This is a genomic window from Beggiatoa alba B18LD (assembly GCF_000245015.1).
GTDB classification, from domain to species: domain Bacteria; phylum Pseudomonadota; class Gammaproteobacteria; order Beggiatoales; family Beggiatoaceae; genus Beggiatoa; species Beggiatoa alba.
Genome location: NZ_JH600070.1, coordinates 2,500,573 through 2,514,777, shown reverse-complemented (window position 1 = coordinate 2,514,777; position 14,205 = coordinate 2,500,573). Strand labels below are relative to the sequence as shown.

Annotated in this window: 13 protein-coding genes; 6 read left to right on the top strand and 7 right to left on the bottom strand. The window is 41.6% G+C overall.

Features of this window, described 5'->3' with window-relative positions; translation table 11 throughout:
* The first annotated feature begins 474 nt into the window (after positions 1–474).
* From BEGALDRAFT_RS10325 to BEGALDRAFT_RS10315, 3 genes are all read left to right on the top strand, one after another.
* Positions 475–3,609, top strand: coding sequence for an efflux RND transporter permease subunit (locus BEGALDRAFT_RS10325; protein WP_002686210.1), 3,135 nt, complete (start codon positions 475–477; stop codon positions 3,607–3,609).
* A 43-nt stretch (positions 3,610–3,652) separates the two neighbouring features.
* A complete protein-coding gene (locus tag BEGALDRAFT_RS10320; RefSeq protein ID WP_002686209.1) occupies positions 3,653–4,750 on the top strand; it encodes an efflux RND transporter periplasmic adaptor subunit in 1,098 nt (365 codons plus the stop codon).
* Between the two features lie 260 nt (positions 4,751–5,010).
* Complete coding sequence (locus tag BEGALDRAFT_RS10315; RefSeq protein WP_002686208.1) at positions 5,011–6,138, top strand: FIST signal transduction protein; 1,128 nt, start codon at positions 5,011–5,013, stop codon at positions 6,136–6,138.
* A 187-nt stretch (positions 6,139–6,325) separates the two neighbouring features.
* Here the strand turns inward: BEGALDRAFT_RS10315 and BEGALDRAFT_RS10310 are convergent, their stop codons facing one another.
* The 4 genes from BEGALDRAFT_RS10310 to BEGALDRAFT_RS10295 are packed head-to-tail and all read right to left on the bottom strand — an operon-like array spanning position 6,326 to position 9,841.
* Entirely contained in the window at positions 6,326–8,158 is a 1,833-nt protein-coding gene (locus BEGALDRAFT_RS10310) for a peptidoglycan D,D-transpeptidase FtsI family protein (RefSeq protein ID WP_232281982.1), read from the bottom strand.
* Positions 8,159–8,160: 2 nt separating this feature from the next.
* Positions 8,161–8,454 carry a cell division protein FtsL gene (gene ftsL / locus BEGALDRAFT_RS10305; RefSeq protein ID WP_002686206.1) on the bottom strand — a complete coding sequence of 98 codons (294 nt, stop codon included), beginning with the start codon at positions 8,452–8,454 and terminating at the stop codon, positions 8,161–8,163.
* Between the two features lie 33 nt (positions 8,455–8,487).
* Positions 8,488–9,264, bottom strand: coding sequence for an exodeoxyribonuclease III (gene xth / locus BEGALDRAFT_RS10300; RefSeq protein WP_002686205.1), 777 nt, complete (start codon positions 9,262–9,264; stop codon positions 8,488–8,490).
* A gap of 4 nt (positions 9,265–9,268) precedes the next feature.
* Entirely contained in the window at positions 9,269–9,841 is a 573-nt protein-coding gene (locus BEGALDRAFT_RS10295; protein ID WP_002686204.1) for a DNA-3-methyladenine glycosylase I, read from the bottom strand.
* A gap of 232 nt (positions 9,842–10,073) precedes the next feature.
* On the opposite strand from BEGALDRAFT_RS10295, the gene BEGALDRAFT_RS10290 reads away from it, so the two are divergent.
* Genes BEGALDRAFT_RS10290 through BEGALDRAFT_RS10280 form a run of 3 tightly spaced genes read left to right on the top strand, consistent with a single transcriptional unit; the run spans position 10,074 to position 12,058 of the window.
* The gene (locus BEGALDRAFT_RS10290; RefSeq protein ID WP_002686203.1) at positions 10,074–10,859 is read left to right on the top strand and encodes an energy transducer TonB; all 786 of its coding nucleotides are present in this window, start codon (positions 10,074–10,076) and stop codon (positions 10,857–10,859) included.
* Positions 10,860–10,864: 5 nt separating this feature from the next.
* A complete protein-coding gene (locus BEGALDRAFT_RS10285; protein ID WP_002686202.1) occupies positions 10,865–11,614 on the top strand; it encodes a MotA/TolQ/ExbB proton channel family protein in 750 nt (249 codons plus the stop codon).
* Positions 11,615–12,058 (top strand): ExbD/TolR family protein, encoded by a 444-nt coding sequence (locus tag BEGALDRAFT_RS10280; RefSeq protein WP_002686201.1) that lies wholly within the window; start codon positions 11,615–11,617, stop codon positions 12,056–12,058. It abuts the gene before it with no gap.
* Between the two features lie 141 nt (positions 12,059–12,199).
* Here BEGALDRAFT_RS10280 and era read toward each other — a convergent pair whose 3' ends face one another.
* The 3 genes from era to BEGALDRAFT_RS10265 are packed head-to-tail and all read right to left on the bottom strand — an operon-like array spanning position 12,200 to position 14,140.
* The gene (gene era, locus BEGALDRAFT_RS10275) at positions 12,200–13,099 is read right to left on the bottom strand and encodes a GTPase Era (RefSeq protein ID WP_002686200.1); all 900 of its coding nucleotides are present in this window, start codon (positions 13,097–13,099) and stop codon (positions 12,200–12,202) included.
* Positions 13,089–13,766 (bottom strand): ribonuclease III, encoded by a 678-nt coding sequence (gene rnc, locus BEGALDRAFT_RS10270; protein ID WP_002686199.1) that lies wholly within the window; start codon positions 13,764–13,766, stop codon positions 13,089–13,091. The genes era and rnc overlap by 11 nt, the downstream gene beginning before the upstream one ends.
* The gene (locus BEGALDRAFT_RS10265; protein ID WP_002686198.1) at positions 13,763–14,140 is read right to left on the bottom strand and encodes a DUF4845 domain-containing protein; all 378 of its coding nucleotides are present in this window, start codon (positions 14,138–14,140) and stop codon (positions 13,763–13,765) included. Before BEGALDRAFT_RS10265 ends, rnc begins: the two co-directional genes overlap by 4 nt.
* Positions 14,141–14,205: the final 65 nt, after the last annotated feature.

Below are 14,205 nucleotides of genomic sequence, written 5' to 3'. Positions count from 1 at the left end.
CAATGTTTTAATTTTGTCTGGTGAATCCTAATGAAAAACAAGAGAATAATCTCTGCCAGTCCGTCAAACCTTTTCGCGTGTTCCGACAGACCTGCTAGGTTTTTAACCCCTAGCAGGTCTTTTTTTGTCTGAATCAGAATTCACAGAATTTTCAGAATTTTCAGAATTTTCAGAATTAGCAGAATTAAAAAGCGTGATTCACCTTAATTTTTTGGTTTTAGGGTTTTAAATTCTGTTAATTCTGAAAATTCTGATTCAGACAAGCTATTGTCTTTTTTAACAGAAATTCGCTGAACTCAGGGTTACACAGATGGTGTAATTTCTCACACTTGATAAAGGATTGTTGCACTGCCCTACCATCTTTGAATTTTTCTCATATACTTTATGCCAACTTATGACACAACATGAATAACCCATTCAATTAGTTTTAATCAGTGTCATTAAATTTAAAAGTATTGAAAGGACTTTGTCACCATGAATGCACTTATCGACGCGGCAATTTATAACAAGCGCGTTGTTCTTCTATTGTTGGCGTTTATCTTAATTGCAGGAACTTCTGCCTATTCTAATATTCCCAAAGAATCAGACCCCGATGTTGCCATTCCCATTATTTATGTCTCCATATCGCATGAAGGAATTTCGCCAGAAGATGCCGAACGTTTGTTAGTGCGTCCGATGGAAAAAGAATTGCGAACCATTGAAGGCATTAAAGAAATGACTGCTACCGCTGGAGAAGGACATGCGGCTGTCACTTTAGAATTTGATGCGGGATTTAACAGTGAACAGGCTTTGCGAGATGTTCAGCAAAAAGTAGATATTGCTAAGGCTAAATTACCCGCCGAAACAGAAGAACCCACTGTTAATGAAATTAATGTTGCACTCTTTCCGATTCTAGTCGTCACTGTCGCAGGCGATGTGCCTGAACGGACGTTGTTACGTATGGCGCGACAATTAAAAGATGCAGTTGAATCAATTCCTGCTGTGTTAGAAGTAGAAATTACGGGGAATCGTGAGGAAGTTTTAGAGATTATTATTAATCCATTACAGATAGAGAGTTACAACCTCAGTTATGAAGAGGTTTTAACCCTTTTTCAACGGAATAATCAACTGATTGCCGCAGGTGCATTAGATACAGGGCAAGGACGATTTAATGTCAAAATTCCAGGGGTTTTTGAAACTTTACAAGATATTAACAGTTTACCGATTAAAGTAGATGGACAACGGGTTATTACCTTAGGCGATGTTGCCGAAGTTCGTCGGACGTTTAAAGACCCAACTTCTTATGCTCGCGTCAATGGTAAACCCGCGCTTGCTTTAGAAATTAAAAAACGGGTTGGTACTAATATCATTGATACCATTGAACAAGTGCGCACCATTGTCGATGCAGAGAAAAAAGACTTTCCGAAAAATATCCAAATCAGCTTTATTCAGGATAACTCAAAAGATGTACGTACCATCTTAAGTGATTTACAAAACAACGTGTTATCTGCGGTGATATTAGTCGCAATTGTTATCTTAGCGGCTTTGGGATTACGAACCACAACACTGGTGGTTATCTCTATTCCAGGTTCATTCCTGCTGGGAATTCTCATCATTTACTACATGGGTTTGACGATGAATATTGTCGTCTTATTCAGCCTGATATTAGCTTCTGGCATGTTAGTCGATGGGGCTATCGTCGTTACGGAATATGCAGACCGCCGTTTAATGGAAGGGATGAACCGTGCGGAAGCATATGGATTAGCCGCAAAACGCATGGCAATCCCGATTATTACCTCTACATTAACGACCTTAGCTGTCTTCTTCCCGTTGCTCTTTTGGCCCGGTGTTGTTGGTGAATTTATGAAATATTTACCCATCACCGTGATTGTGACCTTAAGTGCTTCCTTAATCGTGGCTCTCTTCTTTATGCCTGCATTAGGCGCGTTGATAGGTAAAGCCAATTCAACCCCGTTACCAGACTATGACAATGTCCCCTTGTACAAGATTCGAGGCATTACAGGTTTGTATGTACGAACGCTCGGCACACTCCTTAAACACCCTTTAAAAATCTTACTGCTTGCACTCACTGCCCTGATTGGAACATATTTTATATATGCTCAATATGGCAAAGGCGTGGAGTTTTTCCCTGAAATTGAGCCAGAACGTGGTGTGATTAATATTCGTGCGCGTGGCGATTTATCCGTGCAAGAGCGCGATAAATTAGTGAAAGAAGTAGAAGCGCGTATTTTAGACATGCATGAATTTGCCAGTATCTATGCTAGCAGTGGCATTCTAAATCGAAATGATGCCCCAGAAGATACAATCGGCGTGATTCAATTAGAGTTAATTGATTGGAAACTGCGCCGTCCTGCCAGCCAAATCTTTGCAGAAATACGGCAACGCACGAAAGATTTAGCAGGAATTGCTATTGAAGTCCGCAAACCGCCTTCAGGGCCGGGAGACAGTAAACCGATACAACTACAAGTAAGTGCGCAAATTCCTGATTTACTGATTCCAGCAACTAAACAAATTGTCGATAAAATGCACAGTGTCGAAGGCTTAGTCGATATTGAAGACAATCGCCCTTTACCTGGAATAGATTGGAAACTGTTAGTTGACCGCGAACAAGCAAGCCGCTTTAACACCGATATTTTAACCATTGGTAGCGGAATTCAACTGGTGACTAACGGCATTAAAGTCGGAGAATATCGCCCAGATGATGCTGACGAAGAACTTGATATCCGTGTCCGCTATCCCGCAGAAAATCGGAGCGTTGATGCCTTAGACCAATTACGGATTAGTACAAATGCAGGCTTAGTTCCCATCAGTCTTTTTGTTGACCGCCAAGCGCAACCACAAGTTGGCACACTGAAACGCAGTGATGAAAAACGGGTTTTAACCATCAAATCCGCTGTTGCTGAAGGCGTATTAGTCAACGACAAGTTGAACGAAATTCGAGCAGGTTTAGCCGCCCTAGATGACCCCAATATTAAAGTCACGTTTAAAGGGGAAGAAGAAGACCAAAAAGAAACGCAAGCCTTTTTAGGCAATGCATTTTTTGTTGCCATTTTCTTAGTTACGCTCATCTTGGTCGCTCAATTTAACAACTTTTATCAAACAGGGCTGATTCTCAGCGCAATTATCTTTTCTACAGTAGGCGTTTTATTAGGTCTGCTGATTACCCAACAACCTTTTGGGATTGTGATGTGCGGGATTGGGATTATTGCGCTTGCAGGTATTGTGGTAAATAACAACATCATATTAATTGATACCTTTAATGACCTACGTCGACAAGGGTTAGAACTACATGAAGCGGTTTTACGCACCTGCGCCCAACGCTTACGCCCTGTTTTTTTAACCACGTTTACAACCATATTAGGACTTATTCCGATGGTATTAGCGGTTAATATCGACTTTATTACTCGCGATATTACTTTTGGCGCGCCCTCTACTCAATGGTGGACACAACTATCAACCGCCATTGCAGGCGGGTTGAGTTTTGCAACCCTACTCACACTCGTTCTAACGCCCTGCCTGCTCGTATTAGGACACAAAAAAGCGCGAACAATCACTATGGAAAAAGCCGAACCCTCAGCCCCCGTCATGCAACCGCTACAATCGACTTGAGGCAGTAAAACTCGTTTTCTTAAATTTTATGAGTATTGTAACAATGCGTATCCTTGCAAAAAAACCTTACTTATTAGCTATTATCTTAAGTGTTTCCCTCGTTGTCTGGCTTGTTTCTGGACAATTTAACAAAGCCTCCGCCTCACGAGAAAACACCGAAAAAACCCCCGCAACCCTGTTGAAAGCAGAACCACTCAACGTGCGGGTGCGTGAACAACAAGCAGAACCAACAACGCGAGAACTTGTGCTATCGGGACGTACTGCCCCGTTGCGCGTGAGTAAACTTCGAGCAGAAATTGAAGCCCGCGTTATTGAACTCCCTGTCGAACGTGGTGAACGAGTCAAACAAGGTGACATCATCGCAAAATTAGCCGTCAATGACCGCCCGCAACGTATCACTCAAGCACAAGCCCTTGTGAAACAATATGAAGCAGACTATGCTGCGAAAAAAGACTTAGCCAATAAAGGCTATCAAGCTCAACTGAACTTAACTGAAGTATTAGCTTCATTAGAATCGGCAAAAGCCCAACTTAAACAAGCGCAAATTGCCTTAGAAAATACGGTGATTCGTGCGCCTTTTGACGGCATGTTAGAAACTCGCCCGATAGAAATTGGTGACTATGTTGGTATTGGTGATGCAATTGCCGAAGTTGTTGACGAAAGTAAATTTCTGATTCTGACCGATGTCACCGAATTAGAAAGAACACAACTTAAAGTTGGCATGAGTGTCAATGTGATGCTGATTACAGGGCAAATCGTTACAGGCAAAATTCGCCTTGCAGCCCTACAAGCAACAACCGCAACACGCACTTTTGCCATAGAAATAGAAATTCCAAACCCTGATAAAAAACTGGTTGCGGGTATGAGTGCGACGCTCAACATCGCCACTGATAACGTGATGGCGCATCAAGTCTCCTCCTCACTTCTTGTGTTAGATGATAGTGGTGTACTCGGCGTAAAAGCTGTCAATGATAAAAACCAAGTCGTTTTTTATCCTGCTAAATTTGCCCGTGCTAATGCAACTGGTATTTGGCTAACCGAACTACCCGAAAAAATCCGCTTTATCACCGTTGGACAAGGCTTTGTACGTGCAGGTGATGAAGTGATACCTGTGCCAGAAGACCAAATTAGCAAACTCTAAGCTCATCAACTCTAGCGGGGAAACAGGATATAACCCTGTTTCCCCGCTAGCACTCACACAGCTCGATTAAATCCCTCGCTTGAGATCATGCCCTGCTAACATTATTTACAGATAAATCAGCGTTAGAAAATATTTCCCTATCGCCTGATAACGGCACAAAACATTTATACTAATAACCCCAATTTTCCCAATCGGCATCAATAAAGATAAATACCCGCTATATTGTCCCCTTTATCATCAATTCTTGGGAGGTTTTCAGCATGGATCGTTTTCAACTGGGTCACGCTGGCACAGCACAATGGCAAGAAGCAATAGACATCTGCCTTGCTCAAATGGATTTAACCAAGCCTGCCAACTTAGGTTTTATCTACCTCACGGATAAACTCGCTGAATATGTCTATGACATTTTGTCACATCTCAAACACAGAACCCATGTTCAGCATTGGGTTGGCACAACAGGTGTCGGCGTTTGTTGCACAGGACAAGAATACTTTAATGTTCCCGCCATGGTTATGATGTTAGGGCATTTTCCCGATAACGCCTTTAGCGTTTTCAGTGCACCCAATGAAACTGTAGTAGAGGGTAGCAACGAATTTATCGATACCCATCAAACATGGCTAGCTAGTAAACAACCGCTTTTTGCTGTTGTACATGGCGACCCACGCAATCAAAAAATTATCCACCAAATCACCCAACTCAGCGAACGCATGGGCGAGGGTTTTCTTGTGGGTGGCTTAACCAGTTCACGCCGTCACTACTTTCAAATTGCAGACAACATTGTAGAAGGCAATCTCTCAGGTGTGATGTTCGATAGCAACGTAACTGTCTCTACCCGCTTAAGCCAAGGTTGTGCTGCGATTGGCACACGCCATCAAATTACTGAAGCCAGCTACAACGTTTTGATAAAACTGGATGACCGTCCTGCACTCGATGTATTTAATGAAGATATTGGCGCAGAACTCGCCAGCGATTTAAACAAAGTTGCAGGTCACATTTTTGCGGCACTGCCCGTGCAAGGCTCAGACACAGGGGATTATCTTGTGCGAAATCTTGTTGGCATTGATAAAGAAAATAAACTGCTTGCCATTGGTGAATTGGTTAATACAGGAGAGTCTATTCTTTTTACTCGACGTGATGCCCAAACCGCCCGCGATGACCTTATCAAAATGTTAGGCAATATTAAAAAAAGTCTGACTACAACGCCCAAAGGTGGGTTGTATTACTCTTGTTTAGGCAGGGGAGCGAGCTTGTTTGGAGAAAATTCAGAAGAGTTAAAAATCATTCAAGCAGAATTAGGCGACATTCCCATCGTTGGTTTTTTCGCCAATGGTGAGATTTCACATCAACGTTTATATGGTTATACAGGGGTATTAACACTGTTTTTATAACTTGTTAAGCCTTTTATCTGAATCAGGATTGACAGGATTTAAATTCCTCAAACAAAAAACTAACCTGAATGACTCTTTTAAGTCCTGCTAACTAATCCTGTTAATCCTGATTCAGACAAATTCAAGTTAATTTCCTTTTTCTCATCGCTACGAATTTTGATGAGCGTAAAGCATTGAACGCGATGATTTATAAGCTTTTAATATCATCTGGTGGAATATTTAATAAGCGTAACGCCCCCGCCATAACTTTACCAAATACAGGGGCTGCCACTTGCCCGCCATAATAACCACCTGTACGCGGTTCTTCAATTAAAACAGCCATGACAAGACGCGGGTCGCTAATTGGCGCAATGCCAACAAATAACGCATAGTAATTACCAGAGGCGTAACCGCGCCCAGTCGATTTTAATGCTGTACCCGTTTTTCCACCTACCCGATAACCAGATACTTGGGCTAATGTCCCTGTTCCACCAGGTTTTACTACCAGCTCTAACATATCTAACACTTGGCGGGCAACTTTAGGACTAATAATACGCTCTGTGGCATTGATAGGACGATTCATTGCTTCAGGTGTCAGTGGCATAAATGAAACTGATGGCAACACGCCCCCATTACCTAATGCCGTATAAGCACGAGCAAGTTGTAATAAGGTGGTGTTCAAGCTATAACCGTAGGAAATACTAGCACGTTGTACAGGTTTCCATGTTTTATAATTGGCTAATCGTCCTGATACTTCCCCTGGAAAACCACTCGCGCTGCTACCACCAAAACCTAATTGGGTTAATAAACGCCAATGTTCTTCTGCTGGAATCGTTAAGGCAATTTTACTCGCACCAACGTTACTGGATTTCTGGATAATTCGTGCAAGGCTTAATGTGCCGTAATTATGGGTATCACGAATCCGATATTTACCAAAACGCATACTACCCGGTGAAGTATTCACTAAGGAATCAGGGGTATATTTGCCTGTTTGCAAAGCGGCGGCAATCGTAAAGGGTTTTATAGTTGAACCCGGCTCAAATAAATCGACAACCGCACGATTACGATAATCATCGGCTTTTAAATCGCTACGGTCATTCGGGTTATAAGTTGGTTGGCTAACCATTGCTAACACTTCGCCCGTATGCACATCTAAAATAACGACCGCGCCTGCTACTGCATTGTGTCGTCGAACCGCGCTTTTTAATTCTCGATAGGCTAAATATTGTAAGCGACGGTCAATACTTAAACGGATATCCTGTCCATTTTGTGGCAAGCTAATATTTTCAACATCTGCAATAATTTGCCCGCGACTATCCTGCATTACTTGTTTCGCACCCTCTGTGCCGCGTAGCGATGTATTAAACGCAAGCTCCATTCCTTCTTGACCATTGTCATCGACGTTTGTAAATCCCAATAAGTGTGCAGTCACTTCACCAGAAGGATAAAAACGACGATATTCACGTTGAAGATAAACACCATTTAAATTAAGTGCTTTTACTTGCTGAGTCATTTCTGGCGTAATATGCCGTTTTAAATAGACAAAGCCCCGACTCATGCGAGTTGTTAAAATATCATCAATTTCCCGACGACCAATGTTTAAAATACTGGCTAATTTATTCCAATTAGCCTCTTCTGTTTTAAATTGGCTGGGATTAACCCACACGGAATCAACAGGGCTACTAATGGCTAAGGGTTCGCCATTACGGTCAAATAATGTTCCACGATGTGCTGTCATGGTAACAGTACGAATATGTCTTGCATCTCCCTGATTTTGCAAAAATTCCTTATCCATGACTTGCAAATAAATCGCACGACAAATGAGTACGCCCGCTAATAAACTGAATAATGCGAGCATCCATTGTCGACGTCGCCAAAAAACTTCTATTTTTGCTTTACGGCGGGCAAAACGAGCCGCAGCACGCGCAGAAAAACGATTGATATAACTCTTTCTTGGGCGTGAGGAACGGCGGTTTGATTGGGTAAGCAGTAACATGGTCATGTGTAACAGCAGTGCGTAGTACGGATTAAGTTCAGACAAAACTATGGGTTAACCACAGGCGATGAGGTAACTATCACAATATCTTTTCCCATTGGCGCAAACATGCGAAGTTTTTCACGGGCTAATGACTCAATACGCTCATGTTGTTCATAAGTCGTTTGTTCAATCTGTAATCGTCCCCAATGAATATTTAACTCATCCCGTTGTTTTTCTAAGCGTTGTAGTTCAGCAAATAACATACGGGTTTGATGACGTACAACAATAAGCTGAATAGAGGCAGCAAATAGCCATGTAAATAGTAGGACGAATAAGAATTTTGTGAACCAAGTGGACATAAACTCAGGCAAAAAACGTTCTCAATAAAAAAACTAGATGTCAAAAGTTGCGACAACAGGCGTGTGATCAGAAGGGCGTTCTAATTGACGCGGTGCTTTGTCTATATAACAAGTATGACAGTTTTTTGCGAGTGCAGCATTGCTTAATATCAAATCGATACGTAATCCTTGATTACGTGGAAACCCACCGCCACGATAATCCCACCAACTAAAACTTGCAGGCGGTTGTTCAAATTGGCGAAAAGTATCAACCAAGCCTAAATTAAACAGATTTTGTAAGGCATTACGCTCTTCAGGACTGACCAATACTTTACCAACCCACGATTTAGGGTTATGAACATCTTCATCGCGTGGGGCAATATTGAAATCGCCTAATAGGCAAAGATAAGGGGTTTTTTGCTGTTGATCTGCAACATAATCTTGTAATGCTTGCAACCAAGCCAATTTATACTGATATTTTTCTGAGTGAATCGCTTCTCCATTAGGCACATAGAGATTCAGAACACGTAAACCATTTGGGTAGGTTGCTGCAAGAACACGTCGTTGCGGGTCTGGATAGTGTGGAAATTCGGTGACAACATCAGTGATATCAGAAAATTTGCTTAATAAAGCAACGCCATTATAGGTCTTTTGCCCTGCAAAAATAGCATGATAGCCTGCTTGTTGAATGTCAGTGAGTGGGAAATTAGCATCGATGGTTTTAGTTTCTTGCAGTGCCACGATATCAGGTTGTACCCGTGCCAGCCAATCCAATAGCTGGGGTAAACGCACACGTAGTGAATTGACGTTCCATGTAGCAATTGTAAACATTGCATTATCTCATTGATTGAACTTCAGTATAACGAAAACAGTCGACTAAATGATCATTAACCAGACCAATGGCTTGCATATAGGCATAACAAATTGTTGTGCCCACAAATTTAAATCCTCTTTTTTTCAAATCTTTACTGATTTTATCTGATAAAGGCGTGTAAGCAGGTACTTCACTGAGCGATTGCCATTGATTTTGAATAGCTTGCCCATTCACAAATCCCCATAAATAATTAGCAAAACTCCCTTGTTCTGCCTGAACTTGTAAAAATGCACGTGCGTTAATGGGAATTGCTGCAATTTTAGCACGATTACGAATTAGCCCTGCATTACAAAGTAATTCAGCTTGTTGTACTTCCGTTAGGTTGACTAATTCTACAGGATCAAAATTGGCGAGTGCTTGCCGATAATTATCGCGTTTCTGTAAAACAGTGCGCCAACTTAAACCTGCTTGCATCCCTTCTAGCAGTAAAAATTCAAATAAAACCTGATCATCATGTACAGGACATCCCCACTCTTGATCATGGTATAAACACTCTAAAGGGCTTGCGTTTGCCCATGCACAACGATTCTGCATTTTTTATCCTCTCCTAATCTTAATGCTTCAATATACTTCATTTTTATCCCTGAAATAGTATAGTCAAGAGAATAACAAGCACCACATAACTGAGTTTACTTTACAAAATAGATGATAATAATTATCATTAACTCTTAAATTATCAAATAATATAAAAGAATAAAAAATTGTTATTTAAGCTCTATTTTATTAAAAAATACAAATAGTTTAATGTATAACAGAGATTGTAAGCATGAAGTACGTACAAGATGTTACAAAAAGTAGTTTTTTTATTGCAATCGTCATTGGATTGCATGGGCTTGCGATTTGGCAATTACTCAGTCGTGGCGTTGCAGCAACGGTTGTTCCCGACACACTGCCCAAAGTCATACAAGTGAGTTTAAGCCAGCCGAGTCCTAAGCCTGCCGCTGTTATGCCGCAACCTGCGCCCGTTGTTGCATTACCGTTACCTGAACCCATCCCCACCCCCCCGCCTGTTGAAAAAAGCGTTGTAGAAAAGCCACGTCCACAGCCCATAAAAAAAGTGATGGATAAGCCTAAACATGTTAGAAAACATGTAGAAAGACCTAGACATAAACCGATAATGACTGAAAGACCTGTTGTTCAACCTGCGCCTACATTCGTTGCAGCAGCGACACAAACAGTGCCCCTCCCTGTACAACAAGCAGTGAGTTCCCCTAGCCCTCCTGTTCAAACCCGTCCAATGCCCGCACCCACCGCGTCATCAGCACCTGTGAGTCAACCCATTTTCAATGCGGCTTATTTAAACAATCCAGCCCCCAACTATCCATTGTTATCCAAACGGCGCGGAGAACAAGGCAAAGTGAAATTACGGGTTCATGTCAATGCAAATGGACGTGCAGAAAAATTAGAAATTGCCACATCAAGTGGTTATGAACGCTTAGATCAAGCGGCATTAGAAACCGTTAAGCAGTGGCGATTTGTGCCCGCTAAACGTGGCGAGGAGGCTGTTGGAGCTTGGGTTATTGTACCGATTAATTTTCAATTGGAAGGGTAATTGTTATGCAAACACATTTTGGATTAGATGGTTTTCTACTGCACCTGATGGAAAACCCCTTAGCATTAACTATCGGCATTATTTTAGTCGTTATGTCATTGTTATCTTGGTATTTATTACTCAGCAAAACCATGACATTACTGATTATAAAAATACGAACTGCACAATTTCGTCGTCGCTTTGAACACGCAGATTCTTTACAAACACTCAATGCCATTGCACAACAACAAAAAGGCTATGAACCCTTTTCCTACTTAACAGGACACAGCATTCAAGCGGCTATTCATCATGAACGGCTTGCGCCAAATCGTGCGAATATGATTTGCTCACATAGCGAATTTATTACCAGAACAATGCGTCGGATTATTAACAAGGAGACGGAACGCTTAAAAGCAGGCTTAACCATCCTTGCCAGTATAGCCAGTACCGCGCCGTTTATCGGGTTATTAGGAACAGTGTTAGGAATTTATGGCGCGCTGATGCGCATCAGTTCTGCGGGTTCTGCTTCTTTAGAAACCGTTGCAGCACCTGTCGGGGAAGCACTTATTATGACCGCTATCGGTTTAGCCGTTGCGATTCCTGCTGTTTTAGGCTATAACGCCCTTGTACGTAGTTATCAAAGCTACTTTAATGAACTAGATGCCTTTGCGCATGATTTATATGCCTATCTTAATACGGGCGGACGTGTGAACCCATCCTCAAGCACATTACCATCAACTCACGTTGAATCCTTCACTTTACAGGAGGCGGCATAAATGGCATTTGGCAGTTTTGATGAACAAGGCGAAGATAAAACCATGGCGGAAATAAATATTATTCCGCTGGTGGATGTCATGTTAGTGCTACTTATTCTCTTTATTGTAACCGCACCATTACTGACACCACATGCATTTAAGCTGGAATTACCCAAAGCCAGCACAGAACCTGTGAAAGAAGAACCTAAAATGATTGCAATCACCATTGATGCAAAAGGTGAATTGTTTTGGGATAAAGAGCAGATTAGCGTGGCACAATTGCCCGAACGCTTACAAACGGCATCAACTCAAACCCCACAACCTTCTTTACAGTTACAAGCTGATAAAAGTACACCGTATGAAAAAATTGCGAACCTTTTATCAGCGATTCATACCGCAGGTTTAAGCCAAGTTGGTTTTGTAACAGAGCCTGCACAAGCCGCAGAAGCGACAACGGGTAATTAATCCAACTCACTCAGGGCAATCCTTTCTTTTCCTTGATATATATCGCAAAAGACCTGTTAGGTTTTCAAAACCTAACAGGTCTCCGTTTTATTTTAGAAATCTCGCAGAATTGGAGTTAGAGCACGTCACCGATAAATTAAGTTATTCATCGGTATAACCTAATTGTCGCAATGCTCGATCATCATCATGCCAACCTTGTTTTACTTTTACCCAAAGTTGTAAAAAGACTTTTTGTTCAATCATCAACTCAATGTCTTTCCGCGCTTCTTCCCCTACTTTTTTCAACACATGTCCTTGTTTACCAATAACAATAGCTTTTTGCCCTTCTCGCTCTACCCAAATAATGGCACTGATATGAATGTGCTTTTCTTCTTGAGTAAAGTATTCAATTTGCACACTTAAACGATAAGGTAATTCAGCCCCTAAACGACGAATGAGTTTTTCACGAATAATTTCTGCTACAAAAAAACGTTCACTTCGATCAGTGATTTGGTCAGCGGGAAATAATGGTGGACTGAGTGGTAATTCTGCAACGATTTGTTTTTCCAACTCATCCAAATTGATACTGCGTAAAGCAGATAAAGGAAAAACAGCTAAAAAATCCCGTTTTTGTGTAATCGTTTCTAAAAAAGGCAGTAATAACGCTTTATCAGCAATTTTATCCACTTTATTAACGCCTAGAATGACAGGAATATTCATGTTTTCTAATACATTTAAGACATGTGCATCTTCTTCTGTCCATGCTAAGGCTTCCACGAGCCACACAACTAAATCGACACCATCTAAACTACCCAAAGCGGTACGATTTAAATAACGATTCATCGCCGTATGCTTATCTTGGTGTAGTCCAGGTGTATCCACATAAACAATTTGCGCGTGTTCTTCTGTTTTGATGCCCAGTAAGCGATGGCGGGTTGTTTGTGGTTTGCGTGATGTAATGCTGATTTTTTGCGCTAACAAATGATTAAGTAGGGTTGATTTTCCTACATTGGGACGACCAACAATGGCAACGTACCCACAACGATAATTATCAGTTTCCATTTAAAATATTCAATGCCTTATGAGCTGCTGCTTGTTCTGCACGTCGTCGACTGTCGCCTGTTCCGTATGCAGGAACTGTTAAACCTTCTACCTGACATTCCACTTCAAAATGTTGTGTCGGTGGATCACCTTGTACTGTTAACACACGATAAACAGGGAGCGGTCGCTGTTGAGCCTGTAAATACTCTTGCAAACAGGTTTTGGGGTCTTTGGTAATTTTATGTGGCGATAACTTATCTAAACGGGGTTTTAACAAGCGTAAAATAACTTGCTTACAAGTTTGTATATCGCTGTCCAGATAAATTGCACCAAAAACAGCTTCTAGTGCATCAGCCAGAATAGAGGGTCTGCGCCACCCACCGCTTTTTAACTCGCCTCCCCCTAACTGTAAGTAATCACCTAAGTTAAGTTGTTGGGCAATTTCGGCAAGTGTTTCCTCGCGGACAAGGGTCGCGCGTGAACGAGTAAGTTCTCCCTCGCTTGCTGTTGGGAAGCGTTCAAACAGTGCTTCCGCCGCAATGTAGTTGAGCAACGAATCGCCTAGAAACTCTAAGCGTTCGTTGTTGCGACTGCCAGCACTGCGATGTGTCAGTGCCATGGTCAAGTAAGACTCTTGCCTAAACAGGTAATTTAGGACTTTGTATAAAGCTGAATAATCCGTCTTCAAGGTTCAATCGTATGACTATAGTCGTATAAAAAATAAAACTTATCAAAAATGGGTTCACGAACTTGGTAAGGAACAGTAATCCGTGTGCCTTTAGGAACGCGCTCATAAATAATGGCTTCTTGTGCTTCTTTACCTTCTAAGCGTTTGATGCCATCAACATTCATGCGTTGAAACAACTGTTTGGTAAACTCTTGTTTAGTAATATTCGCAAAATCGGGTTGTTTCCGAATATTTTCCAACGTCATGGTGATTTTTTTCCCTTCCAAATAAAGGGGAACAAGTTTCATTCCAACCCAAGCAATTGTCCCTAATACTGCCAGCAAAAATAATAAACTCCACATCCCCATCCCTTTTTGATGCTTGCTCATATTCATGTTTTTGCACTCCTTAATTGTTAGTGATTGGGCTTCATTGGTGGTTTGGATAAAACAATCGGGGG